We start from the raw sequence: 14,804 nt of genomic DNA, 5'->3' as shown, positions 1-14,804 counted from the left end.
AAACATTTGTTTGTTTTAGTTTATGAATTCAGAATTTGTGTGTTGTTATGTTAGTTTAACAGCTCGCAATATAGTGAGGAGTGCGCATTCTAACAAATTTTTAAATTATGTGCAAAGTAATGAGGGATTTATGTTTGAGTAGAAATTAGAATTTTCTGATAGGTTTAACATTTTTACTTGGGTCTGCATATAATGCATCGCTTTGGTTGGCCTCATTTTTTAAAATAACATTTTCTTGAAATTTCAGTTTGCCTCCAATTACTTTGAAAGCATCGGTGCCGCCATCAGAACCATAAAATTGAAATCGACCCACCATTTCAGGATCAAAAGGAGTAAGGTGGTCAAAAACGATAAGCCCTGCATTTTTATCTGTTTTTAAAACCATTGCATTTTGCTTATTATATTCGAAAATTACACGGTTTTTGCCTTTAAAATCCTTTCCGTCAAATACAGGCATTCCAAAATTGGCGTTGTCTTTATTAAAAGAAAGGATTTCGATTACTTTTTTAGTCGTTTCTGCTGTATTTCCTTTCCAGCCTAATAGAACATAATAGGGCAATTTGCCTGAAGATACAACTGGAATGATTTCATAATATCTGGCCCCAAACCATTTTTGGTTACTTGTAATAATGTTCGAATCGCCGATATTATCCGTTTGGTCGATTAGTGGAAATAACTTTAATCCACCTTTGTTATTCATTTGGATAGCACCATAATAACGGTAAGTTCCGTTTTCCAATTGTACATACCAGGAAAGAGTTCTAAAAACCTGATCAGGAGATTTAATTACTGAAACCGTTTTTAACGAATCGAACGAATAATTAAAAGAATTCGGTTCTTTTAACGCTTCAACCAAAGTTTTAACAAACTTTCCATTTTCGGTAAGTTTGCTTTCATCACTTTGTGTTTTATAAATTATATTCGATATTTTGATTAAACTATCTTGAAAAACATCAAGTTTATTCGTTGATTGCTGAGCCTGAAGTTTAAAACTTATAAGGCTTATTAAAATTGCTAAATAAAATTTGATGTTTTTCATTAAAAGGATTTTATAATTTTTCAATTACCAAAGCGCTAGCGCCGCCACCGCCATTGCAGATGCCTGCGACACCGATTTTGCCATCATTTTGTTTCAGTACAGATAAAAGGGTAACTACAATTCTAGCGCCCGAAGCGCCAAGTGGATGACCTAAAGAAACAGCCCCTCCATTAACATTTACCTGATTATCATTAAGGTTTAATATTTGATTATTCGCAATTGAAACTACAGAAAATGCCTCATTAATTTCAAAGTAATCTACATTTTTGATATCGATATTAGCTTTTTGTAGAGCTAAAGGAATCGCTTTCGAAGGTGCGGTGGTAAACCATTCAGGCGCTTGTTGAGCATCGGCAAAACCTAAAATTTTTGCTAATGGTTTAATTCCCAAAGCTTCAGCTCGCTCGGCGCTCATTAATACTAAAGCTGCAGCTCCGTCATTTAGTGTCGAAGCATTTGCTGCTGTAATCGTTCCATCCTTTTTAAATACGGGTTTTAATCCAGGTATTTTCTCGAATTTAACAGCCGTTGGCTCATCATCAGTATCCACCAGCGTTATTTCGCCTTTTCTATCCCTCACTTCAATCGCAATAATTTCGGATGCAAATTTTCCAGAAGTTTGAGCAGCTTGCGCCCTTTTATAAGATTCTATAGCAAAGTTATCCTGTGCTTCTCTACTAATATTGCAATCTGTAGCACAAAGTTCAGCAGCTGAGCCCATGTGATAATCATTATACACATCCCAAAGCCCGTCTTTTACTAAACCATCAGTAATCTGGCCATGCCCTAAACGATAGCCATTTCGAGCTTTATCTAAATAATAGGGAACATTGCTCATGCTTTCCATGCCGCCAGCAATAATGATATCATTATTGCCATTGGCAATACTTTGTGCAGCAAGCATAATTGCTTTAGTGCCCGAGGCGCAAACTTTATTTATTGTGGTTGCAGGTAAATCTGGTAAGCCAGCAAATTTTGCCGCTTGCGTAGCTGGCGCCTGACCTAAGTTAGCTGAAAGTACATTGCCCATATAAACTTCCTGAATCTGTTCGGCTTTTAAACCTGCTTGATCTACAGCGGCTTTAATAGCAAAACCACCCAATTGAGTAGCAGAAAACTGTGCTAGTGAACCGCCAAAACTTCCAATAGCTGTTCTTACAGCCGAAACAATTACAACTTCTCTCATGTAAACTAAATTTTATGAATTTTTGGTTAGGCTGCTAAGTTATGCATTTTTTGATATTGGATAAACGCAGTAAAAGCTATTTTAGCACAAAGCTTTGTCAAAATATATAAATCGGGTCGTAAAATAAAAAAGCACAAGTATTGTTACCTGTGCTTTTTAGAAGTTATTCTTCTTTCGATTTTCCCTTCTTTCTGGATTTAATTGCTTGATTTAATAGAAATTCAATTTGTCCGTTAGTACTTCTAAATTCATCAGCAGCCCAGGTTTCAATCTCTTTTAATAGGGCAGGACTAATTCTTAATACAAAAGCCTTTTTATCTTTCTCCGCCATTCTTATTGTACTGCTTGTATACCGTATTCTATTTAATTATATAGTGTTCCAGTATTTACAACTGGTTGCACATGCCTATCTCCGCACAAAACAACCAATAGGTTACTAACCATTGCTGCTTTACGTTCTTCATCTAATTCTACAATTCCTTTTTGCGATAATTTTTCTAAAGCCATTTCAACCATTCCAACAGCACCTTCTACAATTAGCTTTCTTGCCGCTATAACGGCTGTTGCTTGTTGACGCTGTAGCATTGCACTTGCAATTTCTGGAGCATAAGCTAAGTGCGATATTCTGGCTTCCAAAACTTCAATTCCCGCTCTCGATAAGCGTTCATTTAATTCGTTTTCTAAAAGCTCGCTTACTTTTTCAGCGCCATCTTTTAAAGTGATACTTGTTTCTTCTCCTTCGGCATGGTCATAAGGAAAGATATTTGCCAAATGCCTTACAGCTGCTTCACTTTGAATGTTTACGTACTGCATGTAGTTTTCTACAGAGAAAATTGCTTTTGCTGTTTCATTAACCTTCCAAACCACTACAGCCGCAATTTCTATAGGATTACCAAGCTTATCATTTACTTTTAATTGCTGACCATTTAAGTTGTTTGCCCTTAAAGAAACTTTTCTTTTGCTGGTTAAGGGGTTTACCCAAAAGAAACCATCTGTTTTAACAGTACCAACATACTTGCCAAAAAGGGTTAAAACTTTCGATTCGTTTGGATTATTAATGATTAAGCCAGGTAAAACCAGAAAAAAATTAAAAGCTAAAATGCAGCCACCAAAAACAAAATTTTCTGTAAAAAAACAAAAAACGGTAGCACCCAATAGTGCTAAAAACAAAACGAGTGTTAAATATCCCGATGGTGGATTAATAATTTTTTCTTGATACATAATTGATATTAATTTGATATCATAAAGTAAAATATAAAACTTGGTAATTGCAAACAAAATCGTTAAAATGTATATTAGATAAAAATGTTATTTTTGACAACAACATATCCACATCGTTTTGGCCAAAATCAAGAAAAATTCGCACAAAATCTTTTACCGTAAGTATTCATCGAATCTAAAATATTTAATGATGATGTTTACAGTATTCGTAATCACACTTTTTTTACCTAAACAACCACGTTTCAGATATGAGTTTGAAAAGGGGAAAGTTTGGATGAATAAAGATTTGATTTCCCCTTTCCCATTTGCAATCTTAAAAACTAACCCGCAGGTAAGCACCGATAAAAAAGATGCTTTACGTGATATTTTACCCGTTTATCAAGTTGATAAAGAAGTAACAAATGATGCGCTTGAAGGTTATTTAAATGAATTTGATATAAAATGGCGATCAGGGCAATTAGATGAAAAGGATAAGATTTTGTTCAAAAATATTTCCTTTAAAATATTAGAAGGTATTTATCAAAAAGGAATAATTGGTTTAAATGTTAAGCATCAAACAAGTGGAAAGAATTACGATTTTTCTTTCCTCGATAATAATATTTCCAAACAGAAAAATACACAAGATATTTTTACAGCGGAAACAGCACTCAAATATTTTAAAGCCAATTTTAAGGCGCCTAATCAAGTTATGCAAGATTTGGTCGATAATTTAGCTGAAGATCATATTACACCAAACATCGTTTTTAACGAAAGGTTAACCGAAGTTATTCGCGAAAATACAGTAAGTAATGTATCAACCACTAGGGGAATGGTGCAAAAGGGAGAACTTATTGTGGCAAAAAACGACGTTATTGACGATGAAATTTATCAAAAATTAGAATCTTATAAAGCTACTTATGATGCTCAAACCAAAACTATAGGAAGTAGGACTTTAGTGTACTTAGGGCAGGTTGTTTTGGTTGCTTTTATCCTTTCTATATTGATGTCTTTTCTTTATCTCTTCCGTAGAGATATTTTTTCTGATAATAGACAGCTCTCTTTAATTTTAATTGTAACAACAGGAATGCTTCTGGCGCTAACATGGGCTTTGAAAATGAATATTGCCAGCTTATATTATATTCCTTTTTGTGTTGTTCCTATAATAATTAGAATTCTGTTCGATACCAGGCTTGCGCTTTATTTGCATATGTTGGTGATATTAATTGCTGGATTTTTTGTTGCAAATAGCTTTGAATTTGTTTTCTACCAGGTTACGGCAGGGATGGTTGCAATTTTTAGTATTAAAAACTTTGTGAAACGAGAAAGGTTTTTGGTTTCTGCACTTTTTATACTTTCAGCATACTTTGTTTCATTTGTAGGGATTGCTTTATTAAGAGAAGGGTCTTTCAGGGAAATTCAGTGGATCAATTTTGTTCCCTTTATTTTTAGTGTTTTACTTTCTCTTTTAGCATACCCTTTAATTTATATTTTCGAGCGAGTTTTTGGCATAACGTCTGATGTTGCATTGATAGAACTTACTAATACCAATAATAAATTGTTAAGAGAGCTAGCTTTTAAAGCACCTGGAACGTTTCAGCACTCTCTGCAGGTTGCAAACCTAGCCGAAGCTGCTATCTTTAAAATAGGTGGAAACTCTGTTCTGGTTAGAGCTGGTGCTTTGTATCATGATATTGGTAAGGTAGATAACCCCCAATATTTTATCGAGAATCAAAATACGGCAGTCAGCCCGCATGATAAGCTTCCTTACGAGCAAAGTGCTCAAATTATTATTCAGCATGTTCATAAAGGAATTGAGATTTTAAGAAAGAATCAAATTCCCGAAGCGATTATCGATTTTATCAGAACTCACCACGGAAATACGAGAGTCGATTATTTTTATCAGTCATTTCTTAAAAATTCGCCCGAAAAATTTGTCGATGAAAATATTTTTAGATACCCAGGACCGATACCTTTTAGTAAAGAAACTGGTGTGCTAATGTTAGCAGATTCGGTAGAAGCTGCCTCCCGAAGTCTGAAAAATCCCGATGCTCAGAACATAAATGACATAGTTGAACGGATAATTAACTATAAATTGGAGCAAAATCAATTAGATAATTGCGATTTAACATTAAAAGATATTGAGACTATCAAATTGATTTTCAAGACTATGTTGATGAGTATCTATCATGTTCGAATAGATTATCAACAAATTTTGTAATTTTTTTTTGTGGAATAGGTTGTTTTGCTATATTTGCAGACCTCAAAACAACGTCGGTAGGACAAAAACTTAGAGGAATAGGAGAGGTGCCTGAGAGGCCGAAAGGAACAGTTTGCTAAACTGTCGTACTGGTAACGGTACCGCGGGTTCGAATCCCGCCCTCTCCGCAAGAAAAATAAAATTGCAAAAATAAATGGAATTATCATTTTAAATCCGTTACTTTGCAGCCCTTAGAAATAAGGAAAAAAGGAGATACCAAGTTCGGGATGTAGCGTAGCCCGGTATCGCGCCTGCTTTGGGAGCAGGAGGTCGTAGGTTCGAATCCTGCCATCCCGACAAAAGTTCAAATCCACTTTAAAAAAGGATTTAAAAAGGAGATACCAAGTTCGGGATGTAGCGTAGCCCGGTATCGCGCCTGCTTTGGGAGCAGGAGGTCGTAGGTTCGAATCCTGCCATCCCGACTAAACAAGACTTAAAACCCTCTAAATATTTATTTAGAGGGTTTCTTGTTTTTATCCAATTTAAGTGTGTTAATAATATCTGTTGCTAACTCAGTTTGTACTCTAATTTTCCCGTCAAAAATAAAAATTCGAAAGTTGTTTTTATGCAACAAATAACTGTTCTGCTTTATCATCCATTCTTAGTTTATTGAAAAAAAAGCCAACAAAATGTGGAGAGAATTAATTGAAGATTTCAAGATTGATAATTAATTTCGTGACCCAATAAATTTTATGATAGAACTTAACTACCGCTTTAAAGATGTTTATGGACATTACAGAACTTTACAACTATCTCAAATTGCACCTGAGGATTTATGGTGTTTAAATGAAGAAGGAGTATTGTTGGCAAGATTGTCAAAGATTCATGATTCATGGAAACAGTTATCTGGTGAATTATTGCCTAAAGAACTCATCCGTGGCGCTGGAGCTTATATTCAGCAGAATTATTATGATTCTATACCATTGCAAATTAAAGATCGATGGCCAGGGATTATTAGCAGTGCGGAAAAAAAATCTGATTCAGAAATCACAATTATTTGTAAACCTCAGGTAAATCTTTTTACGTTTCGATCTATTTTTTGCAAACACGTACCACGCCTCTTTAATCAAGAAATTAATGTTGAACTTAAAGTTTATAGCTATAATTATGCTCAGGACTTCAGTCTTAAATTAGATATAAAAACCAAACGCTAAAAGCACTAAAATTTGATTATAAAACTAATTAATAGTAAAGTTTTGTGTCTTTTTTAGATCATTCAATATTTTGAAATACGCCAATTTTAGGCCAAAAGTTTTATTATATTTGCGGCATGATCATAGGCATAAATGAAGCTAAATGCTGCGTTTTTCTTATAATTGTTTGTTGCCAGGTTGTAATTCAGTAAATCAGGTAATTGAATAGCTTGGTCCCGTAGTTCAACGGATAGAATAGAAGTTTCCTAAACTTTAGATATGAGTTCGATTCTCGTCGGGACCACTTTTGTATGTTTTAAAACAATTCAAAAACCTGTAAATCAACACGTTACAGGATTTTGTTTTTTATCAAAAACCACTAAAAACGGTGAGTTTTCACGCACTTTGGTGAGTAATTCCGTGAGTTTTGGAAAGAATCGAATTTCTACCACGGATTGAGTCTAAAAAACTGGTTGTCAGTATGTTCGAATTTTGAACATCTTGTTTTGATCAGGTTGCAAATCTAACTTTGTTAACCTGTTAATTCAAGCTTATGAACCAGAATTTTAGTGTGCTTTTCTATCTAAAAAAGCAAAAAAAAGAAAATGAAAACGGTCTTTTGCCGATTTACCTGCGCATCACCGTATGCGGAAAACGCTCTGAGATTTCAATCGGAAGAGAAATTGATCCTGAACAATGGGACAACCGCCGAAACAAAGCCAGGGGCACCAGGCAGGAAAGCCGTGCTTTAAATGATTACTTGAGTAGCATCATTTCCAAAATCAGGAAGATCCACACGGGCATGATAGACCGTGATGAAGAGATTGATGCAGAGACCATTCGCAATCACTACCTTGGAAAAGGCACAAAATCGAAAATGATTCTTGAAATTTTTCAGGAGCATAATGAAAAAGTGGCTGAGCTCATTGACAACGGCTACAGCAAGAATACACTCAAGACCTACAAGAGTTCAATTAAGCATCTTTCTGCCTACATTCTGGCGAAGTATGAAAAAGCTGATTATCCCTTAATCAAGGTAGACTTTGGATTCATTACCGGGTATGAGCACTATCTGCGGGTTAAAAAAGAATGCATGGCAATCTCTGCACAAAAATATATTGTTCATTTAAAGAAGATCATATTTTTAAGCCTGGCAAGCGGGTGGTTAGTCGCCAACCCGTTTCTGCATTATAAATTAAAAGCTAAGCCGTCTCCAAGAACATTTTTGACTCAGGCAGAGCTAGATGCCATGCGGACAAAAAGGCTGCATGTGCAGAGGCATATCCTGGTCAGGGATATTTTTGTTTTCAGTTGCTATACCGGTCTTGCCTACATAGATGTACAAAAACTTAAAAGAAGTGAAATCCAGATTGGGGATGATGGTAAGGAGTGGATTTTTACATCAAGGACTAAAACGGAAACCCCTTCTCATATTCCTATCCTCGCTGAAGCGAAAGAAATCCTTGACCGATATCAGGACCATCCCGTTTGCGAGATAAAAGGTTTGGCACTTCCCGTGTACACTAACCAGCGGATGAACAGTTATCTCAAAGAAATCGCTGATCACTGTGGCATCATCAAGACCTTGACCTTCCATTTAGCCAGGCATACATTCGCAACAACAGTCACCCTTTCCAATGGCGTACCGATAGAAACTGTTTCAAAAATGCTCGGGCATAATAGCCTGAAAACCACCCAGCATTATGCCAAGGTATTGGATTCAAAAACGGGACATGATATGTCTGAACTCGCTGAAAAACTGTCTAAAAGAGTCGGGGATAAGGGACGGAAAAAGAAGAAAAAAGAAAAGGTAAAAGTTTTGAAACTTTATCAATATAGCTAACACATTCACCTTCAGTCGGCAAATATTTCAGTATATTAGTCTATTCAAAGTTTTTTGGTAAATTTGTATTGATGAAAGGTACGAGACAAGCACGAGTGATACTGGTTCACTGGAAGCGATTCACAGGCATTGAGTTGGATGTTTTCTCCAGTCTCAAAAATTTCTGTGACAGTTATCCCGATTATAGTTATCATACCCTTAGCAACTACCTGTCAAAAAAAAAACAGCCTTTCGAAAATGATCAGATCAGGATTGAACGAAAGCCCGTTCTAACCAAATTAGAGCGACCCGATCTTCCTACAAATTTATTCTGGGACATCAAGTACGCGGCTATAAACTGGCAACAATCTTACCGAATCGTTATCGAAAGAGTGTTGACCAGGGGTGATGAAAAGGATTTGGGTATAATTATAGCATTCTACGGCAAGGAAAAAATAATTGGCACGCTGAAAAATGAAATCGGTTACTTACCTGAATTAATAATAGACAAAGTATGTAAATATTTCCGGTTGACTAAAAATCAACTGAAATGTTATACAAAAACACAGTCACAACAGAAACACTGGATTTAATCCATCGATTGATGAACGATCCAAAGCTGGAACAGTTTTTTCTGGTAGGCGGAACCGCATTATCGCTAAAGATTGGACACAGGATATCCATCGATATTGATTTATTTACCTTGGAAAATTTTGATCCCAACTTATTGCAAGATCACATTCTGTGGAATTATGGCTCAAATTTAAAAGTGATCGGCACGGGTGCCCTGATGGGTTTAATTGATGGGGTCAAAGTCGATTTTATCACACATCCCTATCCGCATGTCCAGCCCCTTGACAATCTGGAGAATATCCGAATGGCATCATTGCAGGACATCGCTGCTATGAAATTGAATGCCGTTGTCGGAAGTGGAGAGCGTATTAAAGATTTTGTCGACTTATATTACCTGCTTTGTGCACATGAGGCAGATGTAAAGTTGACTACGAGGATGGTGGAGTGTGGTAAGCTGTTAGGTGTTGAAGTTCATGACCATATCATCTTATCAGCTTATGGTTATTATAGTTTTATGGATGAAGGGATGATTTGATTCATTCCTTCATTATCATCCGTTATAGCCTTACTTCTATGGTCGGACTAAAATTTTCGGTTAGGTATAATAATATCATGATTCAACGTAATTAGTGCCTGAATGAGTGTTTAAGCTGATGGCTTTAAACACAGTTTATTTTATTTTTAGTTATATGTAGTGAATAAGGTATTGGGCAAGCGAAATGAATCCAGATTGATTCAGAGAGCAAGCCGGTCCTCTTTAAGACAGATCAGTTTGTTAGCGGTTGCCGATCGGGCTTAGCTATAATGGTTGTAGTTAAAATTAACCAAGGCAATTTAGGTCAGGTGGCTGACGTAATAAATCGCCTCATTTGGGGCCCTAAGAAAGGCAGCCTTGGTTTTTTCGTTGGGCACTAATGATCCAGATACAAGCTACCCAGCTTACAAGTGCGGTAGATATACCTAGTTCCGGGTCGGCAAGCGTAAATGAGGAGAATATGGCTATTACCGAGATAGCTGTAGCGAAGAAAAAAGGGATAAATTTTTTCATAATTGTTAAACTGATTTAGATCAGGGTTTTCAAAAACTGAACCAGAATATCAATTTATTTAAAGATCATATTCTTTATTTCAATAGTCTGACATTTCTACCAGAAAAGTCAGGATTTTTAATATATTTTTTTAAAACTCAGAAAACAGACTGACATTGAATCCTTATTCGAGTGCAATACAGATAGTAGAAAATAGGTGATTTGAAATGGAGCTTCCGTCCAGTCGAAAAAATTCCTTTGATCTTTTCTGAATGTATCCTTTGAACTGGCCATTGGTGGTCACTCTGAATAGTGATCCGTCACCTTTAACCTCGCTTATTACTATCAAATCCTCACCAATACTTAAAATTCTTTCTGGAGTAGCTGCTTTAGTAATCATATGCAAATATTGTTAATACTAAAATTATTAGCAAATAATCTTTTGAACAATTGATGATAAACAGTTGCGATCGTTTAATTCATAATTTTATAATGGCCAGCGATACAGCGAAATAACTTAAGAATCGAATTGGAAAACAAATCTGAAAATCAGCGGTTTTATTAAAAATCAAACTTAATATTATGAACGATAATTCGAAAACAGTAGTTGCATTGCTTGCCGGACTTGCCGCAGGTGTTGCTTTGGGGGTGCTTTTTGCACCCGATAGAGGTGAGGAAACCGTTGATAAGCTTTCACGTTCATTATCCGATCTTAAAGACAGAGTTTTGGAACGTGCAAAGGATGAGCTGGAACGTCTGGTAGATACGGGTAAAGAGTATGGTAGTAAGTCCGCCGATAGTTACCAGTCAGCAAAGGAAGAGTTAAAAGAAAAAGCTGGTTCTGTTAAACAAGAAGTAAAGGATTCAGTCATAGATTCAATTGAACAAGCTTAATATAATTACCTGAAAAATGGGATTACCAGATACAGGAGAAGCGGCTTGCACCGCTTTTTTATGTATCGGGCTTGTGGTTTCGGTGCTCTGGTTAAATCACGGTTTTAATTAATAAAATGATGCAATGGGCGCTTGATGGGTATTCAATTTAATTTTCATAATTTTCGATATGGATCCATTTAATATTGTAGTCGTTCGGGCAGGAAAGCAACTTGGCCTAAATATCCACCCTAAAAATCAATCGGAATACATGGTGCTTTTTGAAGGCTCCCTGGTTGGGGAGGTATTCCTTAATGAGCAGGGAAAAGTATTGGGTGCTGTTTCTGCAAGTGAACTTCTTAAGGGCGATTATCCTGACTATCCATGTGATGTTTCACTGGATTGTGAAGGTTTGATTTCTGAAAACATAATGGTCGATCAAATTGGCAGGGAGATTTCCAGGGCTCTTGGTTTGTTGAGATAGCTGACCTAAATTTTTAGAAATGGCGCTGAGTTCGGGTATTTTGGTTTTTAGAAAAGCTGGTGAAGCACTGGAATTTTTTCTGGTGCATCCTGGTGGGCCATTCTTTGTTAAAAAGGATGTAGGGTTCTGGACAATTCCTAAGGGACTTGTTGAGGAGAAGGAAGATCTGCTTGTTGCCGCAAAACGTGAGTTTCTGGAGGAAACTGGCTTCGAGCTTTCGGGGGATTTTATTGATCTGGGTTTCATAGTGCAGAAGGGGGGAAAGCGGGTTCATTGTTTCGCTGTGGAGTTTGACCTTGATCCCTCGCAGCTTGTCAGCAATACTTTTGACCTGGAGTGGCCACCGCGTTCTGGAAAACTGGTTTCTTTTGCTGAAGTGGAAAGGGGTGATTGGTTTAGCTACAAGAAAGCTTTAATCAAGATTAATTCGGCCCAAGCTAGCCTTCTTACTAAGCTTGTAGATCTAAATTCATAGTTTTATCAATCCAGCTATTTGCTGAGGTAAGAATACCATTTGCTTGGGGGTGGCATTGCGCAGACCACGGGGGGGCAGGGCATACTTGGTGGATTTGTTATCCTTTCTTTTTATATGAGGTTTGAATTTTAAACTATTCTTGGAAAGTGTTGTTTAAGGCATATGGAAAAACTTAGCCTCTCTGTAAACACACTCTTATTTTTTGTGCTGGCCTTTGCAGGACTTTATTTTGCTGCGCCTTTCTTGATTCCCTTGACCTTAGCAGCAGTGCTTTCTATGGTCTTTATTAGATTATGCAGTTTTTTTGAACACCAAGGAATGTCCAGGGGCTATGCCTCGCTTATTTGTATACTGATTTTTTTGATAGCTATGGCTCTGGTTGTTCTATTGTTATCCATTCAGCTAAGCAGTCTTTCGGAGAACCTGGATGGGATGGAAAAGCGTATTGTCAGCATGCTGGAGTCGCTTAAATCCTGGATTAATGAAACAGTGGGTATCAGAAAATCTGAACAGCAGAAGGCTATTGAGGATGGAACAAAGGGGAAATCTGGGGGAATGATACTGGCTTTTGCAGCGGGGCTAATGGGCGTTCTGGTCAATACGATACTTGTTTTGGTATATATGTTCCTGTTTCTTTCGATGCGTGGCCATATCAAAAAGTTCATTTTGAAACTGCTCCCAAAAAAAGAGAATGCTGATGCCAGTTTGGTGATCCATCAGACGGGAAAAGTTTCTCAAAAATACTTGAGCGGACTTGCGGCAATGATAGCAATTTTGTGGGTGATGTACGGGATTGGCTTCAGCATTGTTGGCGTTGAGAGCGCAATCTTTTTTGCGGTGCTCTGCGGTCTGCTTGAAATCGTGCCTTTTATCGGAAATCTGACGGGAACTGGTTTGACCGTACTAGCGGTAATGGCCCAGGGCGGTGATGGCAAGATGGTCTTTGGCGTCCTGGTCACTTATTTTATAGTGCAATTTATCCAGACCTACATTCTGGAGCCGATCATAGTGGGCGAGCAGGTTAACATCAACCCGTTATTTACCATCATGGCCATTGTGCTCGGGGAAGTGGTTTGGGGGGTAGCAGGGATGATCCTGGCGGTACCGCTTTTGGGAATGGCAAAGATCATCTGCGACAGTTATCCTCACCTCCAGCCTTACGGTTTTCTGATTGGCCCCGAAAATCCGAAAAAGCCGCAGACAACTATAGTAGACTATATCAAAAAAATATTTTCAAAACAATAAGAAATGGTATTTAGCGGTTGATCGCTCGGGATACCAGCCGAACCATCCTATAAAAAGCTTTTGATTATAACTTGGCAGTTATAAATAAATTTTTTCTAAATTGTTGCTTGCATACACGCCAGTAAATAAGCGGAATGATTTACTGTGCTGTAAATCAGTAGTTAATAAAAAAGGAGATGGAAAATCATCAAGATCATAAGTCCCAGACCATGCTCAACTTGCTGATCTGGGGATAATGCTGTTTTTGTCGTGTAATACGGAACGCATAACCAATGATTTCGTTGAAAGTAAATTCAAAACTGAGATAGCCCCATGTACAACAATTTATCCCGGATCCCGAATTTGTTGCTCAATTAAACGATATGATTTCGGATATCGACGCCAGGCTTTCATTCATTTTTATCAGATCATTTTTTTTGCCTGAAACCTTGAATACAGCGGTAAGCCTGTCTTCATCTTTACCAACTTCGAGTCTATCAAGCGTCAGCGAATTGCTTTGCAGCGACTGTTCCAGATTTGTGATTTGTGAAAACTCTGGTCCGCGAAAGGTAACGCTTAACAACTTTTCTTTCTGAAGCCCTGCGATTAGTTTTTCAATTCTGGTGACCATCAGCAACATGCATAGGGTAATCAGTGTTAATGCCAAAGCCAAGGCGTGATAGCCAATACCGGTAGTCATCCCAATTGCGGCTGAAGTCCAGATTACGGCCGCTGTTGTTAGTCCACGCACAGAAATCTTATCCTTAAAGATAACACCTGCACCAATAAAGCCGATTCCAGTGATTATATTAGCCGAAATCCGGTCGTCGGTGCCCACCCCATGCCGGGAAACAATTGTAAAAATTGTCGAACCCAGGGATATTAGTATAATGGTCCGAAATCCAGCAGACTTGCTTCTGTATTCCCTCTCGAAGCCGATTATGCCGCCACAAATCATGGACACCAACATGGCAACCATATCCTCAAGCTCAATTGTAAAATCCATTCTGTATTTTGTTTTAGAGTTGAATCATTAACGGACTATCATTTGTTTTTGTTTGGATAACATTATGCAAACTTCAGATATAATTATACAGGGGAATTCGTATTGATGCTGGTAATACACTGCCAGTCGCCTGAATTTCGAATAAGATCTTGTCTTGTGCATTTCAGAATTTATCATCGGAAAATAATAAAATGGTTTTCTAGTGTTAATTATTAACCTTGATTTTTTGATTACTTGTATTGGCAGTTTCCTATATTCGCTCCCTAATCTAATTGAGGACATAAGCTTGCCAAAGGATTCGGATTCTATACAAACGTAAAATATGAAATTAACTATCTTGCCCCTTTTACTACATTTTCAGGTCAAGTGTTTTCGGACGAAATCGATAAAGACAAAATGGAAAATTACACCAAAACTAATTGATTGATAAAGTGAATTTATTAACTATAGTCGCGGTCGTGACAATCTCCATTTCATTATTTTTTTCCTTTTTTTTGCTGACTGT

General features: G+C 37.2%; 14 protein-coding genes and 4 tRNA genes. 13 read left to right on the top strand and 5 right to left on the bottom strand.

Annotated elements, in window-relative coordinates:
- Positions 1-145 precede the first annotated feature (145 nt).
- The 4 genes from ABD692_RS00840 to ABD692_RS00825 all read right to left on the bottom strand — a co-directional run bounded on the left by ABD692_RS00840 (position 146) and on the right by ABD692_RS00825 (position 3,446).
- Positions 146-1,039, bottom strand: coding sequence for a hypothetical protein (locus tag ABD692_RS00840; RefSeq protein WP_344764194.1), 894 nt, complete (start codon positions 1,037-1,039; stop codon positions 146-148).
- A gap of 10 nt (positions 1,040-1,049) precedes the next feature.
- Positions 1,050-2,225, bottom strand: a complete 1,176-nt coding sequence (locus ABD692_RS00835) for an acetyl-CoA C-acyltransferase (protein ID WP_344764192.1) — start codon at positions 2,223-2,225, stop codon at positions 1,050-1,052.
- Between the two features lie 163 nt (positions 2,226-2,388).
- Positions 2,389-2,556: a type II toxin-antitoxin system antitoxin gene (locus ABD692_RS00830; RefSeq protein WP_316758470.1), complete on the bottom strand. Its 168-nt coding sequence runs from the start codon at positions 2,554-2,556 to the stop codon at positions 2,389-2,391.
- A 32-nt stretch (positions 2,557-2,588) separates the two neighbouring features.
- Complete coding sequence (locus ABD692_RS00825; RefSeq protein ID WP_316758472.1) at positions 2,589-3,446, bottom strand: SPFH domain-containing protein; 858 nt, start codon at positions 3,444-3,446, stop codon at positions 2,589-2,591.
- A 190-nt stretch (positions 3,447-3,636) separates the two neighbouring features.
- On the opposite strand from ABD692_RS00825, the gene ABD692_RS00820 reads away from it, so the two are divergent.
- The 13 genes from ABD692_RS00820 (at position 3,637) to ABD692_RS00765 (ending at position 13,314) form a co-directional block, all read left to right on the top strand.
- Positions 3,637-5,643, top strand: coding sequence for an HD family phosphohydrolase (locus ABD692_RS00820; protein WP_316758474.1), 2,007 nt, complete (start codon positions 3,637-3,639; stop codon positions 5,641-5,643).
- An 80-nt stretch (positions 5,644-5,723) separates the two neighbouring features.
- Positions 5,724-5,810 (top strand) — tRNA-Ser (locus ABD692_RS00815).
- A 95-nt stretch (positions 5,811-5,905) separates the two neighbouring features.
- A tRNA-Pro gene (locus ABD692_RS00810) sits at positions 5,906-5,979 on the top strand.
- Between the two features lie 51 nt (positions 5,980-6,030).
- Positions 6,031-6,104 (top strand) — tRNA-Pro (locus ABD692_RS00805).
- A 270-nt stretch (positions 6,105-6,374) separates the two neighbouring features.
- Complete coding sequence (locus tag ABD692_RS00800) at positions 6,375-6,836, top strand: hypothetical protein (protein WP_316758476.1); 462 nt, start codon at positions 6,375-6,377, stop codon at positions 6,834-6,836.
- Positions 6,837-7,047: 211 nt separating this feature from the next.
- Positions 7,048-7,119, top strand: a tRNA-Arg gene (locus ABD692_RS00795).
- Positions 7,120-7,368: 249 nt separating this feature from the next.
- Positions 7,369-8,658: a site-specific integrase gene (locus ABD692_RS00790; protein ID WP_344764189.1), complete on the top strand. Its 1,290-nt coding sequence runs from the start codon at positions 7,369-7,371 to the stop codon at positions 8,656-8,658.
- A gap of 71 nt (positions 8,659-8,729) precedes the next feature.
- A complete protein-coding gene (locus ABD692_RS20900) occupies positions 8,730-9,230 on the top strand; it encodes a DUF6922 domain-containing protein (RefSeq protein WP_425567313.1) in 501 nt (166 codons plus the stop codon).
- The gene (locus ABD692_RS00785; RefSeq protein WP_344764187.1) at positions 9,188-9,745 is read left to right on the top strand and encodes a nucleotidyl transferase AbiEii/AbiGii toxin family protein; all 558 of its coding nucleotides are present in this window, start codon (positions 9,188-9,190) and stop codon (positions 9,743-9,745) included. The genes ABD692_RS20900 and ABD692_RS00785 overlap by 43 nt, the downstream gene beginning before the upstream one ends.
- A gap of 1,074 nt (positions 9,746-10,819) precedes the next feature.
- Positions 10,820-11,131 (top strand): YtxH domain-containing protein, encoded by a 312-nt coding sequence (locus ABD692_RS00780; protein WP_344764185.1) that lies wholly within the window; start codon positions 10,820-10,822, stop codon positions 11,129-11,131.
- Between the two features lie 169 nt (positions 11,132-11,300).
- Entirely contained in the window at positions 11,301-11,594 is a 294-nt protein-coding gene (locus tag ABD692_RS00775) for a hypothetical protein (RefSeq protein ID WP_344764183.1), read from the top strand.
- Positions 11,595-11,613: 19 nt separating this feature from the next.
- On the top strand, positions 11,614-12,069 hold the full coding sequence (locus ABD692_RS00770) for an NUDIX hydrolase (protein WP_344764181.1): 456 nt from the start codon (positions 11,614-11,616) through the stop codon (positions 12,067-12,069).
- A gap of 162 nt (positions 12,070-12,231) precedes the next feature.
- Positions 12,232-13,314: an AI-2E family transporter gene (locus ABD692_RS00765; protein ID WP_344764179.1), complete on the top strand. Its 1,083-nt coding sequence runs from the start codon at positions 12,232-12,234 to the stop codon at positions 13,312-13,314.
- A gap of 349 nt (positions 13,315-13,663) precedes the next feature.
- On the opposite strand, the gene ABD692_RS00760 is transcribed toward ABD692_RS00765, so the two are convergent.
- Positions 13,664-14,299, bottom strand: a complete 636-nt coding sequence (locus tag ABD692_RS00760) for an MgtC/SapB family protein (RefSeq protein ID WP_344764177.1) — start codon at positions 14,297-14,299, stop codon at positions 13,664-13,666.
- Positions 14,300-14,804 lie beyond the last annotated feature (505 nt).

Origin of the sequence: Pedobacter ginsengiterrae, assembly GCF_039537385.1 — a bacterium.
Taxonomy (GTDB): Bacteria; Bacteroidota; Bacteroidia; order Sphingobacteriales; family Sphingobacteriaceae; genus Pedobacter; species Pedobacter ginsengiterrae.
This window is presented reverse-complemented; position numbering and strand designations above follow the sequence as displayed.